The 23887-nt window shown below is 73.5% G+C and carries 18 protein-coding genes; 6 read left to right on the top strand and 12 right to left on the bottom strand.

The genetic code is table 11. From position 1 onward, the window contains the following. Positions 1-12 precede the first annotated feature (12 nt). A complete protein-coding gene (locus tag BUE29_RS10195; RefSeq protein ID WP_073389689.1) occupies positions 13-1215 on the top strand; it encodes an MFS transporter in 1203 nt (400 codons plus the stop codon). Here BUE29_RS10195 and BUE29_RS10190 read toward each other — a convergent pair. Further along, positions 1203-2465 (bottom strand): glutamate-5-semialdehyde dehydrogenase, encoded by a 1263-nt coding sequence (locus BUE29_RS10190; RefSeq protein WP_073391029.1) that lies wholly within the window; start codon positions 2463-2465, stop codon positions 1203-1205. The two genes, BUE29_RS10195 and BUE29_RS10190, sit on opposite strands and share 13 nt — an antisense overlap. Before the next feature lie 88 nt (positions 2466-2553). Between BUE29_RS10190 and BUE29_RS10185 the strand changes: the two genes are divergently transcribed. Further along, positions 2554-3213, top strand: a complete 660-nt coding sequence (locus BUE29_RS10185) for a hypothetical protein (protein ID WP_143168116.1) — start codon at positions 2554-2556, stop codon at positions 3211-3213. Positions 3214-3247: 34 nt separating this feature from the next. On the opposite strand, the gene proB is transcribed toward BUE29_RS10185, so the two are convergent. The 6 genes from proB to BUE29_RS10155 form a co-directional block, all read right to left on the bottom strand. Further along, positions 3248-4339 (bottom strand): glutamate 5-kinase, encoded by a 1092-nt coding sequence (gene proB, locus BUE29_RS10180; protein ID WP_073389684.1) that lies wholly within the window; start codon positions 4337-4339, stop codon positions 3248-3250. Further along, a complete protein-coding gene (gene obgE, locus BUE29_RS10175) occupies positions 4336-5787 on the bottom strand; it encodes a GTPase ObgE (RefSeq protein ID WP_073389681.1) in 1452 nt (483 codons plus the stop codon). The genes proB and obgE overlap by 4 nt, the downstream gene beginning before the upstream one ends. Positions 5788-5873: 86 nt before the next feature. After that, on the bottom strand, positions 5874-6125 hold the full coding sequence (gene rpmA, locus BUE29_RS10170) for a 50S ribosomal protein L27 (protein ID WP_073389679.1): 252 nt from the start codon (positions 6123-6125) through the stop codon (positions 5874-5876). Between the two features lie 13 nt (positions 6126-6138). Then, a complete protein-coding gene (gene rplU / locus BUE29_RS10165) occupies positions 6139-6450 on the bottom strand; it encodes a 50S ribosomal protein L21 (protein ID WP_073389677.1) in 312 nt (103 codons plus the stop codon). 108 nt (positions 6451-6558) lie between these two features. After that, on the bottom strand, positions 6559-9768 hold the full coding sequence (locus tag BUE29_RS10160) for an Rne/Rng family ribonuclease (protein ID WP_073389675.1): 3210 nt from the start codon (positions 9766-9768) through the stop codon (positions 6559-6561). Between the two features lie 160 nt (positions 9769-9928). Next, positions 9929-10693: a TIGR03936 family radical SAM-associated protein gene (locus BUE29_RS10155; RefSeq protein WP_073389673.1), complete on the bottom strand. Its 765-nt coding sequence runs from the start codon at positions 10691-10693 to the stop codon at positions 9929-9931. Between the two features lie 114 nt (positions 10694-10807). Between BUE29_RS10155 and BUE29_RS10150 the strand changes: the two genes are divergently transcribed. Further along, entirely contained in the window at positions 10808-11914 is a 1107-nt protein-coding gene (locus BUE29_RS10150) for a GGDEF domain-containing protein (protein ID WP_143168115.1), read from the top strand. On the opposite strand, the gene BUE29_RS10145 is transcribed toward BUE29_RS10150, so the two are convergent. From BUE29_RS10145 to BUE29_RS10130, 4 genes are read right to left on the bottom strand one after another with little or no spacing between them, the layout of a single operon-like run. After that, positions 11885-12757 carry a lysozyme gene (locus BUE29_RS10145; RefSeq protein ID WP_084180943.1) on the bottom strand — a complete coding sequence of 291 codons (873 nt, stop codon included), beginning with the start codon at positions 12755-12757 and terminating at the stop codon, positions 11885-11887. The two genes, BUE29_RS10150 and BUE29_RS10145, sit on opposite strands and share 30 nt — an antisense overlap. 51 nt (positions 12758-12808) lie before the next feature. Continuing rightward, entirely contained in the window at positions 12809-14722 is a 1914-nt protein-coding gene (locus BUE29_RS10140; RefSeq protein WP_073389669.1) for a TIGR03960 family B12-binding radical SAM protein, read from the bottom strand. 18 nt (positions 14723-14740) lie between these two features. Next, complete coding sequence (locus BUE29_RS10135) at positions 14741-16144, bottom strand: M1 family metallopeptidase (protein WP_073389667.1); 1404 nt, start codon at positions 16142-16144, stop codon at positions 14741-14743. Between the two features lie 29 nt (positions 16145-16173). Beyond that, positions 16174-17607: a M1 family metallopeptidase gene (locus BUE29_RS10130; protein WP_073389665.1), complete on the bottom strand. Its 1434-nt coding sequence runs from the start codon at positions 17605-17607 to the stop codon at positions 16174-16176. 63 nt (positions 17608-17670) lie between these two features. On the opposite strand from BUE29_RS10130, the gene BUE29_RS10125 reads away from it, so the two are divergent. Further along, positions 17671-18567 carry an EamA family transporter gene (locus BUE29_RS10125; protein WP_073389663.1) on the top strand — a complete coding sequence of 299 codons (897 nt, stop codon included), beginning with the start codon at positions 17671-17673 and terminating at the stop codon, positions 18565-18567. Between the two features lie 2 nt (positions 18568-18569). On the opposite strand, the gene BUE29_RS10120 is transcribed toward BUE29_RS10125, so the two are convergent. Then, positions 18570-22313, bottom strand: coding sequence for a putative Ig domain-containing protein (locus BUE29_RS10120; RefSeq protein WP_073389661.1), 3744 nt, complete (start codon positions 22311-22313; stop codon positions 18570-18572). Positions 22314-22461: 148 nt separating this feature from the next. Here BUE29_RS10120 and BUE29_RS10115 point away from each other — a divergent pair, with 148 nt between their 5' ends. Next, positions 22462-23112 carry a TetR/AcrR family transcriptional regulator gene (locus BUE29_RS10115; RefSeq protein WP_159440859.1) on the top strand — a complete coding sequence of 217 codons (651 nt, stop codon included), beginning with the start codon at positions 22462-22464 and terminating at the stop codon, positions 23110-23112. A gap of 71 nt (positions 23113-23183) precedes the next feature. Then, positions 23184-23887, top strand: a 704-nt coding sequence (locus BUE29_RS10110; RefSeq protein WP_143168114.1) for a DUF222 domain-containing protein, incomplete at its 3' end; no start/stop codon positions are given.

Genomic DNA, 23887 nt, shown 5'->3' with positions numbered 1-23887 from the left:
TAGCGTGGCTCGGTGAGCATCACCTGCGCCGTCCCGCCCCGCATCGAGGCCGGCAGTCGCGAGCTGCGCCGATTGAACCTGGCCATGCTCGCGGCCGGTCTGTCCGCGTTCGCGCTGCTGTACGCGACGCAGGCCCTGCTGCCCGAGATCGGCGTCGAGTTCGGCGTCGGGGCGACGACGGCCAGCCTCACCGTGTCGGTGACGACCGGCGTGCTGGCGCTGACCGTCCTGCCGATGTCCGCGATGGCCGAACGCCTCGGCCGGACGCGGGTCATGACCGCCGGTCTCGCCGTGGCGGCGGTGTCGGTCGTGGCCGGCGCCGCCGCCCCGGGCTTCGGGTCGTTCCTCGCGTTGCGCGCGCTGGACGGACTCGCGCTCGCCGCCGTCGTCGCGGTGGCGGTGGGGCACATCGGCGACGAGGTCGAGACCGGTGCGAGCGGAGCGGCGATCGGCGTCTACGTCTCGGGGACGACCGTCGGCGGTCTGCTCGGCCGGCTGGTGCCGGCCGGGGTGAGCGAGGTCGCGTCCTACCGGTGGTCGATGGCGGCGCTGGGGCTCGTCGGCGCCGTCGGCGCGGCGGTGTTCACCCTGCTCGCGGCACCGGCGCGCCACCGTCCGTCCCCTGACGGCGGCCGCGCCGCGATCGGTCGTCAGCTGGCCGACCCCGGCATCCGCCGGCTGTGTGGTGCCGCCGTGCTGCTCATGGGCGGCTTTGTGGGCACCTACAACTTCCTGACCTTCCGGCTGGGCCGTGCCCCGTTCGACTGGTCACCGGCGGTGGTGGGGCTCGTCTTCCTGGCCTATCTGGCCGGCACGGTGACCTCGACGGTCGCCGCGCGCCGCGCCGCCCGGCACGGCCCCCGCGCCGTCGTCCTGGCCGGCGCGGTGCTGGCCACGGCGGGCCTGGCCCTCACCGTCCCGGACACCCCGCTGACCGTGCTGCCGGGGCTGGTCGTGTTCACCGCCGGGTTCTTCGCCGCGCACTCGGTCGCGAGCGGCTGGGCTGCCACGCGCGCCGTCGACCATCGCTCGCAGGCCGCCGCGCTCTACCTCATGGCCTACTACGTGGGCTCGTGCGTCGGCGGCACCGCTCTCGGCCTCGCCTGGTCCGCGGGCGGCTGGCCGGCCACCGTCCTCGTCGTCGGCTGCTGCTACCTGGCCGCGGCCGTCCTCGTCACCGACGTGCCGGGCGGCCGCCGCGATCAGCGGGTGTGACCGTCGCCGGTGACGACCCACTTCGTCGAGGTGAGCTCGGTCAACCCCATCGGCCCGCGCGCGTGCAGCTTCTGGGTCGAGATCCCGATCTCGGCGCCGAAGCCGAACTCGCCGCCGTCGGTGAAGCGGGTCGACGCGTTGACCATCACCGCCGCGGAGTCCACCCGCGCGACGAAGTGGCGCGACGCGGCGAGGTCACCGGTGACGATCGCCTCGGTGTGCCCGGACGACCAGCGCCGGATGTGCGCGAGCGCCTCGTCGATGTCGTCGACGACGCGCGCCGCGATGTCGAGCGACAGGTACTCGCGCCCCCAGTCGTCGTCGCCCGCGGGCAGTACGCCGGCACACGCAGCGAAGGCGTCGTCGCCGTGCACCACGACGTCGGCGGCCTGCAGCGCCGCGACGATCCGCGGCACGAACGCGTCGGCGACCGCGCGGTGCACGAGCAGGGTCTCGGCGGCGTTGCACACGCTCACCCGCGACGCCTTGGCGTTGACGACGATCCGTTCGGCCACGTCGAGATCGGCCGCGGCGTCGACGTAGACGTGGACGTTGCCGACCCCGGTCTCGATCACCGGCACCGTGGCGTTCTGGACGACGTGGTCGATGAGCCCCGCTCCCCCGCGCGGGATAACGAGGTCGACCAGCCCCCGCGCCCGCAGCAGGTGCAGCACCGACGAGCGGTCGGTGCCCGGGACGAGCTGCACGGCGTCGCGCGGCAGGCCCGCCTTCTCGGCGGCGCGCGAGAGGACGTCGACGAGCGCGGTGTTCGACTCGCGGGCCGAGGCCGAGCCGCGCAGCAGCGCCGCGTTGCCGCTCTTGATCGCGAGGCCCGCGGCGTCGACGGTGACGTTGGGGCGGGCCTCGTAGATCATGGCGACGACGCCGAACGGCACCCGCACCTGCCGGATCTCGAGGCCGTTCGGCTGCGAATACCCGCGGACGACCTCACCCACCGGATCGGCTAATTGCGCGACGTCGCGCAAACCCTGCGCCATGGCGGCGACCCGGTCGACGGTGAGCGTGAGGCGGTCGAGCAGTCCGTCGCCCAGGCCGGCCTCGCGGCCGCGGGCGACGTCGCGCGCGTTCGCGGCGAGCACGTCGTCCGTGGCGCCGTCGAGGGCGTCGGCCATGGCCCGCAGTGCGGCGTCCTTCGCCGCGCGTGAGAGCGGGGCCAGCTCGGCCGCCGCGTCGCGGCCGCGGGCCGCGCACGCCCGGACGTCGGTCTCGGAGGCCGTCTGCTCGCTCACCACGCCAGGGTAGTGGCCGAACCGCCCCGCGGTGCCGGGCGACCGCGCATCGGGTGCGGCCGGGCCCCCCGTGCGGAACACTCGGGCCGTGCGCCGCCCTCTCGTTGCCTGCCTGCTCGCCGTGGTCGCGACCGGGAGTGCCTGCTCGCGCAGTGTCGACGGCGACGGGGCGCTCGCCGCCTCGACGTCGCGGACGACGTCGAGCGGCACCGCGGGCGCACAGACGACTGGCGCGGCGCCCCGAACCCACGCCACGACGGGCGAGACGACCGCGGCCGCACTGCGCTGCCCCGCCGGCGCGATCACCGCATCGGGTGCGCCGTTCTGCTACCGGCTGCCGAGCGGGTTCACCGACTTCTCCACCATCACCGGGTACGGCGAGGAGTGGAGGTACCGCACCCTCGTCTCGGTCGGTCGCCACGACCTCGTCGAGGTGCTGGCCTCGCCCATAGCCGACACCTCGACCCTCTCGCAGCGTGAGCTGCGCGCGCGCTTCGAGGACACCCTGGCGCTGCGGGTCGGCACGTACGGCTTCGTCCGCGTGGGCGCGGTCACCACGACGACGGTCGCCGGCGCCCGCGCCTTCCGGCAACCCGGGCGCTACCGCACGGGGGTGCGCACCGACAACACGACGATCTATCTCGGCCGGACCGTTGCCACCGTCGCGTGCCAGAGCCAGGACAGCCCGGCAACCGTGCGGATCGGCTGCGCGGAGGTCAAGGCCTCGCTGCAGCTCGTCGGGGGCTGACCCGCCGCGCCGACCGCGGTCGACGCGGTCGCCGTCAGAGCAGCACGAGGTCGTCGCGGTGGACGAGCTCGCGACGGAACTCGTCGGGCAGCTCGCTGGTGCGGCGGCCCAGCAGCGGCGGCAGGTCCGCGGCGTCGTAGCCGACGAGCCCGCGCGCGACCGCGTGGCCGGAGGCGTCGACGAGGTCGACGGGCTCGCCGGAGTAGAACTCGCCCGACACCCCCACCACCCCCGCCGGCAGCAGCGAGGTGCGGCGGTCGACCACGGCCGAGACGGCACCGTCGTCGAGCGTCAGCCGGCCGCGCGGGGTGGTGGCGTGCCGCAGCCAGAACAGCCGCGACGCGCTGCGGTCGCCGGCGGCGTGGAAGACGGTGCCGGTCGCGCCGACCAGGGCCGCGTCGATGCTCGCGGCGGCGGCGAGGACGACCGGGATGCCCTCGCTCGTCGCGATCGCGGCGGCGTCGATCTTGGTGACCATGCCGCCCGAGCCGACGTGGCTGCCGGCGCGTGACACGTCGACGTCGGCCAGCTCGGCCATCGAGACCACCTCGGGGATGAAGGTCGAGCCCGGCCGGCCGGGCTTGCCCGTGTAGAGGCCGTCCACGTCGCTGAGCAGGACGAGCGCGTCGGCGCGGACCACGTGCGCGACCAGCGCGGCCAGCCGGTCGTTGTCGCCGAAGCGGATCTCGTGCGTGGCGACCGTGTCGTTCTCGTTGACGACCGGCACGACGCCCAGACCGAGCAGGCGTTCCAGCGTCCGCTCGGCGTTGCGGTAGTGGCCGCGCCGGTGCAGGTCGTCGGCGGTCAGCAGCACCTGCCCCACCTGCAGCCCGTGCCGGGCGAACGATTGGGCGTACCGCTCGGCGAGCAACAGCTGGCCGACGCTCGCGGCGGCCTGCTGCGTCGCAAGGTCGCGGGGCCGCGAGGCGAGGCCGAGCGGCGCGATACCGGCGGCGATCGCCCCCGACGAGACGAGCACGACCTGCTGTCCCGCGCCGACGCGCCGCGCGATGGCGTCGACGATCGCGGCCAGGCGCGGCGGGTCGAGCCGGCCGTGCTCGGTGAGCGAGGAGGAGCCGACCTTGACCACCGTGCGCGCGGCGGCGGCGACGGCGGCGCGGGTCACTCGTCGTCCTGCCGGCCGCTGCCGTCGCGGCGCGCCCGCTTCTGCGCCAGCCGATCGTTCGCGCGCACCCGCGCGTCGGACTCGAGCCGGGCGTCGGTACCGCGCAACCCGGCGACGAAGTCGTCCGCGTCGTCGCCGTCGATGCCGGCGGTCGGTTCCCAGTCGAACTGGACGTCGCCGATCGTCACCGGCGCACCGCGCTGCGCCCCGAGCGCGGCGAGCTTCTTCTCCACGCCGAGGCGCGCGAGCCGGTCGGCCAGGTAACCCACCGCCTCGTCGTTGTCGAACGCGGTCTGCTTGATCCAGCGCTCGGGCTTGACCCCGCGCACGACGAACCCGCCGGGCTCGTGCGGATCGGGCACGACGGTGAAGTCCTGCTCGTCGACGGCGCGCGGCGTGATGACGATGCGGGTGGTGTCGGGCACGGCTCGCTGCGCGCGGTCGGCCTCGACGGTGGCGGCGAGGGCGAACGTCAGCTCGCGCAGCCCGGTATGGGCGACGGCGGAGATCTCGAAGACGGTGAGGCCACGGGCCTCGAGGTCGGGGCGGACGAGCTCGGCCAGCTCGCGGGCCTCGGGAACGTCGACCTTGTTCAGCGCGACGAGGCGCGGCTTGGCCAGCAGCTCACCGAAGGTGCCCTCGTAGCGGCCGAGCTCGGCCTCGAGGGCGTCGAGGTCGCTGAGCGGGTCACGGCCGGGTTCGAGGGTGGCGCAGTCGAGCACGTGCAGCAGCACCGCACAGCGCTCGATGTGCCGCAGGAAGTCCAGGCCCAGTCCCCTGCCCTCGGCCGCCCCCGGGATCAGGCCGGGAACGTCGGCGACGGTGAAGGTGGTGTCGCCGGAGTCGACGACGCCGAGGTTCGGTACGAGGGTGGTGAACGGGTAGTCGGCGATCTTGGGCCGCGCCGCCGACAGCGCCGCGATCAACGAGGACTTGCCCGCACTCGGGTAGCCGACGAGCCCGACGTCGGCCACGCTCTTGAGCTCCAGCACGAGGTCGTGGGTCTCCCCCGGCTCGCCGAGCAGGGCGAAACCGGGCGCCTTGCGTCGGGCGGTGGCGAGCGCCGCGTTGCCCAGCCCGCCGCGACCGCCGCGGGCGGCCACGAACGAGCTGCCGACGCCGGCCAGGTCGGCCAGCACCTCGCCGTCCGGGTCGAGGACGACGGTGCCCTCGGGCACCCGCAACGTGAGGTCGGTGCCGTTGGCGCCGGCTCGGTGCCCACCCGCCCCCTGCGCACCGTTGCCGGCCTTCTGGTGGGGGTGGTGGTGGAAGTCGAGCAGGGTGTGGACGTTGTTGTCGACGACGAGCACGACGTCACCGCCGTGCCCGCCGTTCCCGCCGTCCGGGCCGCCGAGCGGCTTGAACTTCTCGCGGTGGATGGAGGCCACGCCGTGCGCGCCGTTGCCCGCGGTGACGTGCAGCGTCACGCGATCGACGAACTTGGCCATGGCGCTATCCCGCCTCTCCGAACTCTGCTGCTCTCGTCACGTTCCAGCAGAGACGTCCGGTCCGCGGTTGCTGGTAACTCCCAGCGTCAGGCTGGGGTTACGTTCACCGTCTTGCGGCCGCGCGAGGTGCCGAACTGCACGCTGCCGGGGGCGAGGGCGAACAGCGTGTCGTCCTTGCCGCGGCCGACGCCGGCGCCCGGGTGGAACTTGGTGCCGCGCTGCCGGACGATGATCTCGCCGACCTTCACGGTCTGGCCGCCGAAGCGCTTGACCCCGAGGTACTGCGGGTTCGAGTCCCGGCCGTTGCGCGAGCTGGACGCGCCCTTCTTGTGAGCCATGGCGGTGTCTCCTCTACTTCGCGCTGACGCCGGTGATGCGCAGCTGGGTCAGCTTCTGACGGTGACCCTGCCGCTTGTGGTAGCCGGTCTTGTTCTTGAACTTGTGGATGCGGATCTTCGGGCCCAGGTTCAGCCCGAGCACCTCGGCGGTGATCTTGGCGCTCGAGAGCGCGGCCGCCTCGTGGGTGACGGTCTCGCCGTCGACGAGCAGGATCGCTGCCAGCGAGACCTCGGCGCCGTTCTCGGCGTCCAGCTTCTCGACCTCGATCACATCGCCCTCGGCGACCTTGTACTGCTTGCCGCCGGTCTTGACGATGGCGTACATCGCGGATCCACTCCTCGTTTCACATGCACACTGGCAAAGCACGGGCCCACCGCACGATGGGCCGTCGTTCAGATTACGGCACGGCCGTCGACCGAGGCAAAACGCCTGTCAGGACGGTCCGCCGGGCGGCCCGGCCGGGCGGCTCGCGGCCCGGCGACGCCGCCGACCGCTGCCCGCCGGCGCGGCGGCCGGCTGCTCGTCGACGACCGGCTGCCCGTCGACGACCGGCTGCTCGTCGGGGACGGGCCGCGCCGGGGCCGACCCGTTCGACGTAGGTGGGGTCGAGGCGGCCGGCTCGATGCGCATGACGGCCTGCACCAGCCCGGACGCCAGCTCGGCGACCTCGCCGCCGCTGCCCGCGTCGTCCGCGTCCGCGGCGTCGTCCTCGCTGCCCGCGGCACGGTGGATCGCGGCGATGGCGGCAGACGCGGCCTTGCGCTGCTCGTCGGAGGCCGCGGGCGGCAGCTCGACGGTGTCGGGGGCGGCGCCGTTGCCCGCGCCCGCCGAGCCGCCCGAGCCGCCCGAGCCACGCCCGCGTCGCCGCTTGCCCTTGGGGCGGTCGTCGTCCGCGGTGGACGACGCGGCGCCCCCGGCCGGCTCGTCGACCGGCTCGGCGTGGACGATCACGCCGCGGCCGCGGCAGTGCTCGCACGGTTCGCTGAAGGCTTCGAGCAGGCCCTCACCCACGCGCTTGCGGGTCATCTGGACGAGCCCCAGCGACGTGACCTCGGCGACCTGGTGCTTGGTGCGGTCCCGACCGAGGCACTCGGTGAGCCGACGCAGCACCAGCTCGCGGTTCGACTCGAGCACCATGTCGATGAAGTCGATGACGACGATGCCGCCGACGTCGCGCAGCCGCAGCTGGCGCACGATCTCCTCGGCCGCCTCCAGGTTGTTGCGGGTGACGGTCTGCTCGAGGTTGCCGCCGGAGCCGACGAACTTGCCGGTGTTGACGTCCACGACCGTCATCGCCTCGGTGCGGTCGATGACCAGCGAGCCGCCTGACGGCAGCCAGACCTTGCGGTCGAGGGCCTTCATCAGCTGCTCGTCGACGCGCAGGTCGTGGAACAGATCGGTGTCCTTGGTGTGGCGCGAGACGCGCTCGGCCAGGTCGGGGGCGACGCCGCCGACGTACTCCGACACCGTCTGCCAGGCCTCGTCGCCCTCGACCACCAGCGACTGGAAGTCCTCGTTGAAGACGTCGCGGACCACGCGGATCGCGAGGTCCGGTTCGCCGTGGACGAGCACCGGGGCCGACTTCCGCTGCTCCGACTTGCTCCGGATGGCCTCCCACTGCGCCTGCAGCCGCTCGACGTCGCGGGTGAGGTCGTCCTCGCTCGCGCCCTCCGCGGCCGTGCGGACGATCACCCCGGCGTCCTCGGGGACGATCTTCTTGAGGATGGCCTTGAGCCGGTGCCGCTCGGTGTCGGGCAGCCGGCGGCTGATGCCGGTCATCCCGCCGCCGGGGACGTACACGAGGAACCGCCCGGGCAGCGAGATCTGGCTGGTCAGCCGCGCGCCCTTGTGCCCGATGGGGTCCTTGGTGACCTGGACGAGCACGCTGTCGCCGGACTTGAGGGCCTGCTCGATCGCGCGCGACTTGCCCTCGAGCCCGGCGGCGTCCCAGTTGACCTCGCCGGCGTAGAGCACGCCGTTGCGGCCCTTGCCGATGTCGATGAAGGCGGCCTCCATCGAGGGCAGCACGTTCTGCACGCGCCCCAGGTAGACGTTGCCGACATAGGAGGTGGCGCTCGCCCGGGTGACGTAGTGCTCGACGAGGACGTCGTCCTCGAGCACGGCGATCTGGGTGCGGTCCCCGAGCTGGCGCACGGCCATCACGCGGTCGACGGCCTCGCGGCGAGCGAGGAACTCCGACTCGGTCAGGATGGGCGCGCGGCGGCGGCTGGTGTCGCGGCCGTCGCGACGCCGCTGCCGCTTGGCCTCGAGCCGGGTCGAGCCCTTGACGCCCCGGACGCCGTCGTCGCCGTCGTCCTTCTTCTTGCCCTCGCGCGTGTCGCGGACATGAGTGACGGTGTTCGGCGGGTCGTCCGAGCCGTCGTCGTCGCTCGACCCGGAACGCCGCCGCCGGCGTCGGCGCCGGCTCGAGCTGGTCTCGCCCGTCGCGGCGTCGGCGTCGGTGTCCGCGGTGTCGGCGTCGGTGTCGCCGGTGTCGGCGTCGGCGGCCGAGCCCTCGGCCGAGCCTTCGCCCGAGTCCTCGGCGCCGGCCGACCCCTCGGGACGGTCGTCCCCGTCGTCGGTGGTCGCCCGGCCGCCACGACCGCGGCGACCGCGGCGACGGCGGCGACGCGCACCGCTGGCCTGCTCGCTGGCGACCTCACGGACGTCCTCGGGCTCGGTGCCCTCGTCGTCGTCCTCGTCGTCGGGCACGCCGACGGCCTCGCCGGAGTCGACGGTGTCGGCGGTGGCGGCGGTGGGCTGCGGTTCGTCGCCGGCCGCGGGGACGGGGGCCTCGGCGGCAGTCCCGGTCGCCGTGTCGGTGTCGGTGTCGGTGTCGGTGTCGGCGGGCGCCTCGGCCGCGGTCTTCTTCGCGGCCGAGCGGCCCGTCTTACGGGCGGCGCGGCGCCGGGGCGCCGGGGCGGCGGGCTCCTCGGCGTCGGGCGCGAGGAACAGCACACCGGGGGCGGACGTCGCCGCGCCGGACTCGTCGCCGGCCGGCACGGTGGCATCCGACGCGCCGGCGGGGTCGACAGCGGGATCGGCGTCGACCGAGCCGGGCTCGGTCTCGCCGGCGGGCGGCAGCGCCTTCTTCGCCGCGCGCTTGCGCGGCGCCTTCTTGGCCGGTGCCGGTGCGTCGGCGGGCCGATCCGGCTCGCCGGCGGCGTCGGCGACCGGCGCGGCGGCGGCGTCGGCAATCGGCGCGGCGGCGGCGTCGGCGGTGGTGTCGGCCGACGGCTGTGCCTTGGCGGTGCGGCGGGCCCGCTTCGCCGGAGCCTTCTTCGCCGGAGCGGCCGGGGCGTCGATGTCTCCGCCGTCGGTCTCGACCTGAGGTGCAGCTTTCTTCGCCGCGGCTGTCCGGGCACCACGCTTGCGCGGCGGCGGGGTCGGCTCCACGTCGGCGGCGTCGGGAGCTGCGGCGCCGGGGGTGATCCCGGCCGAGGCGTGCGATCCGTCCCCGGTCGCGGGCGTGCCGGGCTCCGTAGGTTCGGCGGGCTCGGCGACGGGGGGCGGCCCCGCCTTGGCGGCGGCCTTGCGCGGAGCCCGCTTGCGGGGGGCGCGGGCCGGCGGCGTCGCGTCGGGCGCGTCGGCCGGGCTGCTGTCGGTGGGGCGGTCGGTGGTGCTGTCGTCGGATTCGAGCATGTGCTCGCGTCACTCCGTTTCGGCCTCCGGGCGCGCCCACGGTGGGATCGTGGACCGCGACCGCGCAGAGGCGGTTGTGGCGACCCGGCCGAACGAGCTGGCCGTGCCGCGAAGTCTGCGTCGGCCGACAAGGTGTCGACCGGTCGGTGGTGCGATGGTGCTACGGCGGTGTCGTGGCCTGGTTCCGGTCGGCGGCCAGCGGGTCGCCGACCGCACCGTCGTCGTCGAGCGGTCCCTGCGCCAGACGGACCGCCACGGGCGGACCGGTCGGGGCGAGACCGGCGACGTCGCGCAGTGCGGCTACGACATCGTCGGGTCGGACGGTAGGGGTCACCTGTCGTACGACCAGACCCAGTATCGCACGTGACTCCCCGGACGGCGCTTCGGCCGCGCCGAGCACCGCGGCCGAGACCACGGGCGAGCGGACGTCGAGGGTGCGGCGACCGCTCTTGGTGAGGCGTTCCACGCCCACCTCGTCGCGGTCGAGGAATCGCGCGAGCGCGGCCCGCGCGGTCACCTCGTCCACTCCCGGCAGCTCGATGCGCCAGCTCGAGGCCACCATGCGCTCGGCGAGTGATCCCGGCCCGGCCAGGACCGCCTCGTCGACGTCCAGGCCCGGGGGCAGCACCCGATCGAGCTCGGCGCGCAGGACGGCCGGGTCGACCGCGCGGGCGAGCCCGATCTCGAGGTATTCGGCCTCGCTCGCGACGCCGGTCGGCGCGGCGCCGACATAGCTGATCTTGGGGTGCGGCGAGAAGCCGGCGGAGTACGCCATGGGCACCTCGGCGCGCCGCAGCGCCCGCTCGAACGCGCGCGCGAAGTCGCGGTGCGAGGAGAACCGCAGCCGGCCGCGCTTGGCGTAGCGCAGCCGGATCCGCTGCACCACGGGCGGCGGCGGGGGGCCCTCGGGGACGCGACGTGCCATGACGCGAGTCTGCCGCACCGATGCGCGAACCGGTCGAGGCCGCACCCGGGCGACCGTGGCGAACGCCGGAGCGGAACCGCTCAACTCCGGGCGACTCCTGCCGATCACCACCACGTGGCCCCTGTCAGCGTGCCGGTCGACCCCACGCCCGCCGGCCCCGCTGCCCGCGGGACGGCGGTCCCGCACCACGGCCGCCTGTTCGTCACGCGGCTGTCGTCGCTCGCCGACGCCACGGGCGATCCGGCCGCGGTCGGTCGGCTGCTGCTCGTCGCGGCCGGGCTCGCCGTGGCCGTCGGCGCGCCGCTGCTACGCCCGAGCTCGCACACCTGGCTCGTCCTCGCGGTGGTCAGCGTCGTCATGGCGGCCACGCTCGTCGTGAGCGCGCGCATCGACTGGACGCGGCTGCCTCGGCAGGCCACGCTCGTCCACCCCGCGATGGTCGCCCTCGCCCTGACCGTCCTCGGGCTGGCCGCGCCGACGGTCTTCGGCCCGCTGGTCGGGGTGCTCGTCCTGTGCTTCGCCTATATCGGCCTGACGCAGCGCCCGGGCACCTCGGTCTTCGCGCTGCTGCCGGCCTCGGGGGCATACCTGGTCGTGTACGACGAGCTCACCGCGGCCGTCCTGGTCCGCCTGGCGATCGCGTTGCTCATCTGGCTGCTGCTCGCCGAGCTCCTCGCCCACATGTCGGCCCGCCAGGCGGCACTGACCCGCGCGCTGCGCGCCGCGGCGCACTCCGACGCGCTGACCGGCGTGGCGAACCGCCGTGACTGGCAGGCCCGCATCGCCGCCGCGGCCCCCGGCGACGCCCTCGTGCTGTGCGACATCGACCACTTCAAGGCGATCAACGACACCCACGGACACGCCGTCGGCGACCAGGTGCTGGCCGACTTCGGGGAGCTGCTCCTGGGGGCGCTGCGCGAGGGCGACTACTGCGCACGCTACGGCGGCGAGGAGTTCGCCCTCCTGCTGCCGCACACGTCCATCGAGAACGTCACCGCCGTGCTGGCCCGCCTGCACCGGCGCTGGCAGCGCATCCGCCCGGACGTCACGTTCTCCGCGGGCGTGGCCGTCTGCCGGGCCGGGCGGACCCACGACGAGACGTTCGACGCGGCCGACGAGGCGCTCTACGCGGCCAAGCGCGGCGGCCGCGACACCGACCGCATCGAGCCGGCACCCGGCCCGGCCGCCGCCTCACCCGTCGGCCAACGCCTTCACGCGTGACAGCGAGCCGTTGAACCGGTCCTGGTCGCCCGGGAACGTCCCCGAGTCCGCGTACTGCCAGATGGTCTGGTAGCTCCAGCCGTGGGGCATCGTCCCCGCCGACGAGCAGTAGCAGGCGAGGACGAGCGGGTTGGTCGAGGAGAAGTCACCGGCCGTGCCGACGCACTGGCTCCACCAGCCGTTCGCGGTGTAGATCATCGGCCACCGCTTCGTGACCGAGTGGTAGGTGTCGCTGAAGTCCTTGATCCAGGACGTCATCGCCGACTTGCTCTTGCCGTAGCACGTGCTCCCGTACGGGTTCCATTCGATGTCGAGCATGCCGGGAAAGGTCTTGCCGTCCTTCGACCACCCACCGCCGTGCTTGGCGAAGTACGTCGCCTGCGCGGCGCCGCTCGACGTGTCGGGCGTGGCGAAGTGGTACGCGCCGTGCACCAGACCGGCGTCGTAGGCGCCGGTGTACTGCTGGCTGAAGTACGGGTTCTGGTAGTCGGTGCTCTCGGTGGCCTTGACGATGGCGAACTTCGCGCCCTTCTTGGCCACTGCCGCCCAGCCGACGTTGCCCTGCCAGCTGCTGACGTCCAGTCCTGGGACGGCCGCCACCGCCGCGGCCGGGGTGACGGCGGCCTGCCGGTCGGCACCGCCGAAGTGCTTCGCCGCCTGCGAACCGAGCCAGTCGCGCTCGGGATGCCGGGTGACGGTCGGCGGGGCGGGGGCGGCGCCCGCGGCGGCGAGTGACTCGGCGCCGGCGAGGGCGAGCACCGCGACGGCGGTGAGGACGGCCGCCCGGCGCAGGACGCGCCGGGGGTCGCAGCGGACGGGGGTTCCGGTGCGGCTGATGATCACCGCGGCAGTATGTCCGAGTCAGGGGTGTTTGTCCTGACGGGGCGCCCGCGCCTACGGCTTGGTGGCCAACGGCAGCAGCGAGCGGCCGGTCGGGCCCACCTGGATGTCGGTGCCGAGGTTGGGACAGACCCCGCAGTCGAAGCACGGCGTCCACCGGCAGTCGTCCTGCTCGAACTCCTCGAGCGCGTCCTGCCAGTCGTCCCAGAGCCACTGCTTGTCGAGCCCCGAGTCGAGGTGGTCCCAGGGCAGCACCTCCTCGCCGTCGCGCTCACGGGTGGTGTACCACTCGATGTCGACGTCGACGGTGTCGCAGGCGGCGAGCCAGCGCTGGTAGCTGAAGTGCTCGGACCAGCCGTCGAAGCGGCCGCCGTCGCGCCACACCTGCTCGATCACGGCGCCGACGCGGCGATCACCGCGCGAGAGCAGGCCCTCGACCATCGACGGTTCGCCGTCGTGGTAGCGCATCCCGACGGCGCGGCCGAGCGACTTGTTCGCGTTGATCGCGGCCCGCAGCTTGCGCAGCCGCTCGTCGACGACCCCGGGCGAGGCCTGCGCCGCCCATTGGAACGGCGTGTGCGGCTTGGGCACGAAGCCGCCGATCGACACCGTGCAGCGGATGTCCTTGTGCCCGGCCGACTCCCGGCCGGCGCGGATGACGTCGTGCGCCATCTCGGCGATCTCGAGGACGTCGTCGTCGGTCTCGGTGGGCAGACCGCACATGAAGTACAGCTTGACCTGCCGCCAGCCGTTGCCGTACGCGGTCGAGACGGTGTCGATCAGGTCGTCCTTGCTGACCATCTTGTTGATGACGCGACGCAGCCGTTCCGAGCCGCCCTCAGGCGCGAACGTCAGCCCGGAGCGGCGGCCGTTGCGGCTGATCTCGTTGGCCAGGTCGATGTTGAAGGCGTCGACGCGGGTCGAGGGCAGCGACAGGCCGACCTTCTCGTCGGCGTACCGATCGGCGAGCTGCTTGGTCAGCGGCGCGATCTCGGAGTGGTCGGCGCTCGACAGCGACAGCAGGCCGACCTCCTCGAACCCGGTGGCCGCCAGGCCGCGGGCGACCATCTCGCCGATGCCGTCGATGGATCGTTCGCGCACCGGGCGCGTGATCATGCCGGCCTGGCAGAACCGGCAGCCCCGCGTGCAGCCGCGGAAGATCTCGACCGACATCCGCTCGTGCACCGACTCGGCGAGCGGCACGAGCGGGGTCTTGGGGTAGGGCCATTCGTCGAGGTCCATCACAGTGTGCTTGCTGACGCGCTCGGGCACCCCCTCGCGGTTGGGCGTCACTGCGGCGATGCGGCCGTCGGGCAGGTAGGTCACGTCGTAGAAGCGCGGCACGTAGACCCCGCCGGTCGCGGCCAGGCGCAGCAGCAGCTCGTCGCGACCACCGGGGCGACCGTCGGCCTTCCAGGTCTTCACGACCTCGGTGATCACGCCGACGGCCTGCTCGCCGTCACCGAGCACCGCGACGTCGACGAAGTCCGCGATCGGCTCGGGGTTGAAGGCGGCGTGACCGCCGGCGACCACGACGGGGTGGTCGACGGTGCGCTCGGCCGCGTGCAGCGGGATGCCGGCAAGGTCGAGGGCGGTGAGCAGGTTGGTGTAGCCGAGCTCGGTCGAGAACGAGACGCCCAGCAGGTCGAAGGCCGCGACCGGACGGTGCGCATCGACGGTGAACTGCCCGATGCCGTGTTCGCGCAGCAGTGCTTCGAGATCGGGCCAGACGGCGTACGTGCGCTCGGCCAGCGCGTCGTCGCGCTCGTTGAGCACCTCGTACAGGATCTGGACGCCCTGGTTGGGCAGGCCGACCTCGTAGGCGTCGGGGTACATCAGCGCCCAGCGGACCGCCGCGGCGTCCCAGTCCTTCGTCTGCGCGTTCAACTCACCGCCGACGTACTGGATCGGCTTGCTCACCAGCGGCAGCAGCGGTTCCAGGCGGGGGAAGAGCGACTCGACAGGCACGCCGTCCGAGTGTACGGACTACGAGAACGCGGGCTTGCCGTCGTGGTAGAGCCACGTCTGGAAAAACGCGGTGAGGTCGGTGTGCGCGACCCGCCCCGCGTAGGCCGTGAACTGCCCGACGGCGGCGTTTCCGTAGTAGTGCTGTCGCAGCCAGCCCCGCATGATCCGGAAGAAGACGTGGTCGCCGACCTCGGCGCGCAGCGCGGCGAGCGTCGCGGCCCCGCGGTCGTACACCGACCCGGCGAAGATGTCCGCGCCCGAGCCCGGGTTGCCCGGCGGCGGCGACCAGACGTCGTCGTCGGCGGGCAGCGCCTCGAGGTCGGCGAGCTGCTGCGCCGTCGTCTTCCCCCCGGTGTGCTCGGTGTAGAGCCAGGTGGAGAACTCGGCGAAGCCCTCGTTGAGCCAGATGTCGCGCCACTGGCGCAGCGTCACGGTGTCGCCGTACCACTGGTGGGCGAGTTCGTGGGCGAGCGTTCCGACCGACGGGGCGCGGTCGAAGACGGGCCGGGTCGCGGTCTCCAGCGCGTAGCCGACGTTCGGGGCGTCGTCCACGATCGCGCCGGTCTCGCCGAACGGGTAGCGACCGTAGGTCCGGGCGAGCCAGTCGACGATCGAGGGCAGCTTCGCCAGCACCGGGTTCGCCTTGGCCGCCTGGGTCGGGTCGACGGCGACGAAGTACGGGACGCCGGCGGGGGTCCGGCCGCGGGTGACGTCGAACTTCCCGAGTGTGGCGGTGACCAGGTAGCTCGACACCGGACGGTCGAGGCGCCACGACCACGTGGTCGCCGCCCCGTGCGTGCGATGGGCGACGAACCGACCGTTCGACACCGCGGTCAACCCCTTCGGCACGGTGACCGACACCGCGTAGCGGGCCTTGTCGCGGGGGGTGTCGTTGACCGGGAACCACGTCGGCGAGCCCTGCGGTTCGCTCGCCACGAACGCGCCGTCGCTCGTCGGGATGAAGCCGTCGAGCGAGCCGTCGGGGTCGGTGGTCGGCGTCGCGGTGCCCGCGTAGCGCACCTCCACCGAGAACCGGTGCCCGGCGCGAAGGGCGTGCCGCGGCGTGACGACGAGCTCCTGCACCTGGGCGGCGGGCTGGCTGAACGCCGCGCGCCGGCCGTCCACCCGCACCGAGGAGACGGTGAGCGTGCGGCGCAGGTCGAGGTCGAAGCGCGACAGGGACTGCGTCGCCCGGGCGGTGATGCGGGCGTGACCGGTCAGCCGCTTGCTGCTCGGCGTGTAGCCGATGGCCAGCCGGTAGGACGAGACGTCGTAACCGCCGTTGCCCTGCCGCGGGAAGTACGGGTCGCCGCCCCCGGCCGCACCGGGCGTAGGCCGGTGCGGTGCCGCGAGGGCGGCGGGCGCGAGGCTCAGGGCGGTGAGGGCTGCCGCCGCGACGGTCAGCACGCGATTCGTCCGCATCCGCCAGATACTGCCACCGATCGGGCGGGTCAGCGGCGGCCGGCCCGCGGCTTGCCGCGGTGATAGAGCCATTCGTGCAGCATCGGTCGCACGTTGCGGTGCGACACCCGCACCGCGTAGTCGACGAACTGCGCCACCCTCGCGTTGCCGTACCGGTGCGTGTCGACCCAGCCGCGCAGGATGCGGAAGAAGACCTTGCTGCCGACGCGCTCCCGCAACGCCTGCAACGCACCGGCGCCGCGGTCGTAGACCGACCCCGCGAACAGCGTCCGCGGCGACCCCGGGTCGGCCGGGGGCGGGTTCCACGTCCCGCGGCTCGACGCCGGGACCGACAGCAGGGTGCGCAGGTGGGCGTGCGCGCTGGTCGCTCCCCGGTGCTCGTCCCACAGCCAGGACGCGAACTGGGCGAAGCCTTCGTTGACCCAGATGTCGCGCCAGCGCTTGAGCGTCACGGTGTCGCCGAACCACTGGTGGGCGAGCTCGTGCGACAGGGTCTGGATCGAGGGCGTGCGGTCGTACACCGGTCGCGACGCGGTCTCCAGCGCGTAGCCGAGGAACGAGGCGTTCTCGACGATGCCGCCGGTGGCGCCGAAGGGGTAGCGGCCGAACTTGGTCGCGAAGTACTCGACGACCCGCGGGGTCTTCGCCAGCATCGACACCGAACCGCGCTGCGAGGGGTCGGCGGCGTTGAAGTACGGGATGCCCGACTTCGTGCGCCCCGTGCGCACCGTGAACTTCCCGACGGCCAAGGTCGCGAGGTAGCTCGACACCCGCTGGGCCTGGTACCAGCGCCACGTGGTGACGCCGCCGTGCCGGGTGCGGCCGCGGTACGCGCCGTTCGAGACCGCCACGAGCCGTGTCGGCGCGGTGATCGAGACGCGGTAGCGGGCCTTGTCCCGGGGCGTGTCGTTCACGGGGAACCACGTCGGCGCACCCTGCGGCTCGGCGACCACGACGATCCCGTCCGACGTCGACACCGTGCCGTCGAGCGAGCCGTTCGCGTCACGCAGCGCCGCCACCTCACCGCCGTAACGCACCACCACGGTGAAGCGGTGCCCGGCCGCCAGCTGCGTGCGCGGCGTGACCAGCAGCTTCTGGACCAGCCTCGTCGGCCGGCTGACGCGGGCGGCCGCACCGTCGACGGTGACGGCCGAGACCCGCATGGTGCGCCGGAGGTCGAGCGAGAACCGCGACAGGTGCTGGGTCGCCGTGGCGCGGATCGTCGCGCTGCCGCTCAGCCGCTTGGGCGAGGTGCGGTAGCGCAACACGAGGTCGTAGGACGAGACGTCGTAACCGCCGTTGCCCTGCCGCGGGAAGAACGGGTCGCGGGCACTCGTCGCGCCGGGACGCGCGGCCGCGCGGGCACTCGCCGGAGCGGCGGCCGGGCCGAGCGGGGTCAGCACCGCGGCGGTGAGGAGCGCGACGCCGGTGACGCCGCGGAGCGCGGGACGGGGGGTTCGCATGGACCGGGATGCTCCCACGCACCGCCCGGGCGCGCACCGTCGTCGGACTATCATCCGCGAGCGATGCCCGCTGCCCGTTCCGCCCCCGCACGCTCGGCCCGGGCCGACGCCGCCCCACCCCAGCTGCTGCTGCTCGGCGCGGTCGGCTCGGTGCAGTTCGGCTCGGCATTCGCCGACAAGATCTTCGGCTCGGTCGGGCCGGGCGGGGTCGCGTTCCTGCGCGTGCTGTTCACCGCCGTGGTGCTGCTCGTCGTCGTCCGGCCGCGGCTGACGGGTCGCACCCCGGCGCAGCTGCGCCTCGTCGCCGCCTACGGGCTCGCGCTCGCGGGGATGAACTGGAGCTTCTACGAGGCGCTGGACCACCTGCCGCTCGGGGTGGCCGTCACCGTGGAGTTCACCGGCCCGCTCGCCGTCGCGGTGGCCGGCTCGCGGCGGCTCCTGGACGGGGTGTGGGTGCTGCTCGCCGGCGGCGGGGTCGCGCTGCTCGCCTCGCGCGGCGGCGAGGACGGCGTCGAACCCATCGGCATCGCCCTCGTGTTGATCGCCGCGAGCTGCTGGGCGCTCTACATCCTGCTGGCCAAGCGCGTGGGCGCGTCCTACGGCGCGCTCGAGGCGCTCGCGCTCGGCATGGCGGTCGGGACGGTCCTCGTCGCCCCGGCCGGGGTGGCGCAGGGCGGGACGGCCCTGCTGCACCCCGGCGTCCTCGCCGGCTGCCTGGGGGTCGCGGTGCTGTCCTCCCTCATCCCCTACTCGCTCGAGCTCGTCGCGTTGCGCCGACTGTCGACGGCCGTGTTCGGACTGCTCATGAGCCTCGAACCGGCGATGGCCGCGCTGGCCGGCGTGCTGGTCCTGGGCGAGGACGTGTCGGTGGCACTGGCCGTCGCCGTGGTCCTGGTGGCGACGGCCAGCGTCGGGTCCAGCCTGACGTCGAGGCGTCCGGCGTCCCCGCTCGACGGGTGAGGTCAGCCGATCACCCTGAGCTTCAGCACGTGCACCGTCCCGCCGCTACGCACCCCGACGTTCCAATACCGGTGCGATCGCAGCCGGGGCTCCATCGTCACGCCGAGCGTCCAGCGGTGGAGCCCGCCGGCCCGGCCGGCCCTGACGAACCAGGCGTCGTCGCCGTGGGGTCGCCGCGGCGCGGGCGCGGCGTTGACGTAGCGAGGTCGACTCCTGCCCGTGGTGTAGACGGCGAACGTGTACGTGCGCCCGCGCGTCACCGTGTACACGCCGTCGTCGAACCGGGCGCCGATGATCGTCACGTAGCGCACGGTGACCCGCGCCGAAGCGTGCCGCACGTTGCCGGCCCGATCGGTCGCCGTCGCGACGTAGGTGACGGTGCGCCCGCTGCGGCTGCTGCTCGATCCGACGCGGCGCACCGTGCACGAGGCGATGCCGGAGAGGCCGTCGCGGCCGGTGCAGCGCGCCGTGGGCGCGGTACCGGCGTAGGTGGCGCCGTCGCGGACACCTGCGATGCGGACGGTCGGGCGGGTGCGGTCGATGGCGATGCGGGGAACGACGACCGTGGCGGTGCCGCCGTCGGCGGACGTGATCGTCCGGGTCACCGACTGGCCGGCGCCGTCGCGTCGCAGTGTGACCGGTGCCGGGCACGGCCGGCTCAGCGGCGACCCGTGCGTGGTGCACCGGAAGCTCACCGTCACCGGCGAGCGGTACCAACCGGCGCGGGTCTTGGCGTGTGCGCTGCTCACCCGTGCCGTCATGGTCGGATCGTGCGGCTCGACCGGGGTGGTGCCGCCGGCGGAGATCGCCAGGGACGAGCCGGTGACGTTGACGTCCCCCGCGTACTGCGCGGTGACCACGTGGGACCCGCGCGGCAGCGTGTACGGCAGTGTGGCGACACCCTCTCGCAGCCCCGCGGTGCCCGCCTGCACGCCGTCGACCAGGAAGGTGACCGTGCCGGTCGGGACGCCCGACCCGGGCGCCGCCACCGCTATCCGCGCCGACAGCGAACGTGCGTCCGTGCTCACGGCCGTCGTGGTCGCGGCGCGGCCGATCTCGACGATGGTCGCCGTGTAGCCGTCCGCGTAGGTCACGCCATCGGTCGGGTCGTAGTCCGCGCTCATCAGGTACATGCCCGCTGGCACCGCGCCGTGCAGCAGGAACGACCGCGAGGTGGCCACGCCGTCGACCACGGGAACGGCCGGACCCATGTCGACGCCGCTCGCCACGAAGTGCACCGTGCCCGATGCCGTCCCCGTCGCCGGGGTGACCGTCGCCGTGAAGGTGAACGGCTGGCCGTAGACCGGGGCGGACGACGACGCGCGCAGCCGCACCGTCGCCGGCACCCTGCTCACCGTGATCGTCTGCTGCACCTGCGGTGCCGGCGAGTAGTCGCTCCGCTCGCCGGTCTGATCGAAGTCGACGACACAGCTGCCGGCCGCCGTGAACGAGACCGTGCCGGCGGCCAGCGTGCAGGCCGGACTGTCGGTGCCGTAACCGGTGGTCGTCGCGTCGATCGTCGTCGCGACGTCGCCGCCGGGCGCGCTGGCGGCGGGCGTGTAGCCGCCACCCACGTAGGCCGGTGCCGGCGGTTCCGAGGTGACCGTGATGGCCTGCGACTGCGTCGGCACCACGATGGTGACGGGCGCGGCCAGCGTGCCGTTCGCGGCGTTGTGCGTCTCGGCGGTGAACGTGTACGAACCCGCGGTGGTCGGCGTCCCGGACAGCACGCCCGTCGCGGGGTCGAGCGTCAACCCCGGCGGCAGCGCACCGGACCACACGCGGAACCGCGCCGCCGGCTGGCCCGCCGGAGTCGTCGCGGCGTAGGTGTAGGCGTACGCCTCACCCTGCGGCGCGGACGTCGGCGGTGACGCCGCCGTGAACGTCGGCGCCGGCGCCGACACGGCGATGCCGACAGGCATCACGAACCCGCTGCCCACGTCCCGTCCGGTCTCCGCCGCGGCGGCGACCGGTAGCCGCATCACCCGGTTGCCGACCGTCACGACGAGGTTTCCGGCCGCGTCCAGCGCCGTCGCACGGGGTGCATCGACGGTGCGGAAGGTCGACTGCGGACCGCCGCCGGCCGGGATCATCACCACCTGATCGTTCTGGCCGTCTCCGACGTAGACGTTGCCGAGCGCGTCCACCGTCACGTTGTCCGGTTGGTAGACGTCGCTGGTGATCACGTGCGCTGCGCCGCCCGGTGCCACCTCGAGCACTCGGTTCGTGGGCATCTCCGCGACGAACACGTCTCCGGCGGCGTCGACGGCCACTCCCAGCGGCTGTTTCAGCCCGTCGACGACCACGGTCTGTTCGCCGCCGTCGACCGGCACTTCGACGATCCTGCCGTGGCCGGAGTCGGCCACGAACACGTTCCCGGCGCTGTCCACCGCCACGCCGTACGGCCGCAACAGGTCCCGACCGATCGGCGTGGTCGCGCCGCCGTCCGCCGGCACCTTCATCACCTGGTTGTCTGCGTAGTTGCTGTAGTAGACGTCCCCGGTCGGGCTGACCGCGATCCCGGCCGGGCGGCGCACCCCGTCGATCGCATGCTGCGTGCCGTCGGTCTCGAGGACGACCACCTGATTCTTCTGGTTTTCGGCGACGTAGACGGCACCGGGCGCGGCGACGGCGATGGTCGTCGGCGCGGCGAGTGTGCCGGTGGCGGCGTTGCGCGTCTGGACCGTGAAGGTGTACGTCCCGCCCGTCGTCGGGGTGCCGGCGAGCACGCCTGTCGACGGGTCGAGCGTCAACCCCGGCGGCAGCTCGCCGGACGCGACCTGGAACCGGGCGGCCGATTGCCCGTCCGGCGTCGACGCGGCATAGGTGTAGCTGTACGACGTGCCGACTGCCGCGAGCGTGCCCGGAGTCGATGCCGTGAAGGTGAGCACGCCGACGGGGACGGCGACCGCGAGTGGTTGTCCCGGCAGGCCGCTTGCGACCACCCTGGGAATGCCGTCCGCGATCCGAAGCACCCGCCCGGAGCCGGCGTCGGCGACGTAGAGGTTGCCGTCCGCGTCCAGGGCGACGTCGACGGCCCGCAGCGACGTCCACTCCGCCAACATGGCCGGTATCTGCCGACCCGTGACCGGGTCGATCTTGACCAGACAGTCCTCACCGCACGCCACGAACACGTTCTGGTCGACATCGACCGCCACCCCGGTCGGATCGCCGAGCCCCGCGGCGACCACCTCGGCCTTGCCGCCGCCGACGGGCACCCGCAGCACGCGTCCTGCTCCGCGCTCGGCGACGTACACGTCCCCCGCCACGTCGACAGCCACGCCACTGGGTTTGTCCAGACCGTCCGCGAGGACCCTCGGCGTCCCGCCCCCCGCGGCCCGCTCGATCAGCGAACCCGCGTCCACGTCGACGGTGTAGACGTTGCCGGCGGGGTCCACCGCCACCTTGTACGGACGGTCCGGCCCCGACGCCACGGTCTGTTGTTCGCCGGTCTTCGCCACCACGCGGTACACCTTCGCCGCGGACTGATCGGCGATATACAGATCCCCGTCGGCCCCGACGGCCACCCCCGTCGGACGTACCAGTCCCGCACCCGCGTCCTGGACGGCGTGCGCCGAGAGGGCGGAGACGCGACCTGCCTGCGGAATGGCGACGTAGGCGAGGGTCGCGTCGGGATCGGGCGACTCGGCCGAGGCTGCCGCGCCGGTCACGACGACGGCTCCCCCGAGTGCCATCGCCGCCACGCCGAGCCCGGCCACGGTGCGCCGGACGTGATTGATCCGCATGCTGCCCCCAGCGTCCCGCCGGCGTCACCCACGCCGGTCGTGCCGATCGGATCGGCAGCCCCCCGCAGCGGCACGATCCGATCGGCCGGGCAATCTTGACATTGCGTCAGACGTAGCGTCAAAGGACCAAGGGCCTCAGTATTGGGGCGTGCCCACCGATCGATCGGCGCGGATGGAGCGACGTGATCTCGCGCGACGAAGCCTGATCGCGGCGACCCACCGGCTGCTCGAGTCCCGCCCCTGGCCCGAGATCACCATCGACGACATCACCCACGACGCCGGCATGTCACGCACCGCGTTCTACCAGCACTTCACCGACCGGCAGGACCTGCTGCTCACCCTGTTCGCGACCCTGGCCGACAACCTGGCGCGTGTCGCGGACGCGTGGATGACCGGCGGTGACGACCCGGCCGCGGAGCACCGTCGCAGCCTGGCCGGCCTCACCGAGCTGTACCTGACCCACGGCCGCCTGCTCCAGGCCGTCTTCGACGCCGCGGTCAGTGAGCCGGACGTCGCCCACGCCTACGAACACCTGGCCGCCGGCATCGTCGCCGCCACCGCCGACGGCATCCGCCGCGACATGGCCAACGGCCACACCGAGGTCGACGACCCGGACGAGATGTCACGCGCGCTCAGCGCCCTGATGGAGCGGTACCTGCTGCGTTCCTTCGGCCGCGAGCCGTTCCCCGACCCCGCCGCGGTGACCGACACGCTGGCCACGATCTGGACCCGCACGCTCTACCCGCACCCTCCCGAAGCGGGCGCGGCGGCATGGTCGGAGGCCGCACGGACGAGGTAGCCCGACGTGGGTTGCCCACAGGCTGCGATTGACGATTGTCGGGTGTCGGTCCCGACAGTAGAATCGAACACGTGAGCAGCGTTGTCGACGACCTGGTGCCGGTCGATCTGGCGCGCTGCGACGACGACGTCCTGCTGGAGTCGTGGCGGGAGCTGGAGCGCACGCGCAACCGGCTCGCCGCCATGGAGCACCGATTGATCGCCGAGGCCGAGCGGCGGGGGTTGCCGTTCACCTGCGGCGCGAAGAACACCGCCGCGTTCGTGCGCGGCCTGCTGCGAGTCCATCCGCGCGAGGCGGTCGCCCGGGTGCGCGCCGCCGATGCGGCCGCGGGTCGGACGACGCTGACCGGTGAGACGGTGCCGGCGCCGTTCCCGCGGGTCGCGGCCGCACAGACCGAGGGCACGATCTCACCCCGGCACGCGCAGGTGATCGTCGCCGCGGTGGAGCGGCTGCCGGACGTGGTGCAGGTCGAGGACGGCGCCCGGGTCGAGGCCGACCTGGTGGAGTACGCGACGCAGTTCGATCCGCACCAACTCGGCACGCTGGCGCTGCGGGTGACGACGCTGCTGGATCAGGACGGCACCTTGGCCGACGTCGCCTACCGCGACCGGCACCGCGACCTGACCATCCGGCAGCGCCCGGACGGGTCCGCCAGCATCACCGGTGAGGCAACCGCCGAACTGGCCGAACGACTGCTGACCGTCCTAGACGCGCTGGCCGCGCCCAAGCTTTCTATCGACGGCACGAAGGACCCGCGCACCGCCGGTCAACGCCG

Source organism: Jatrophihabitans endophyticus, from assembly GCF_900129455.1.
Taxonomy (GTDB): domain Bacteria; phylum Actinomycetota; class Actinomycetes; order Mycobacteriales; family Jatrophihabitantaceae; genus Jatrophihabitans; species Jatrophihabitans endophyticus.
This window is presented reverse-complemented; position numbering and strand designations above follow the sequence as displayed.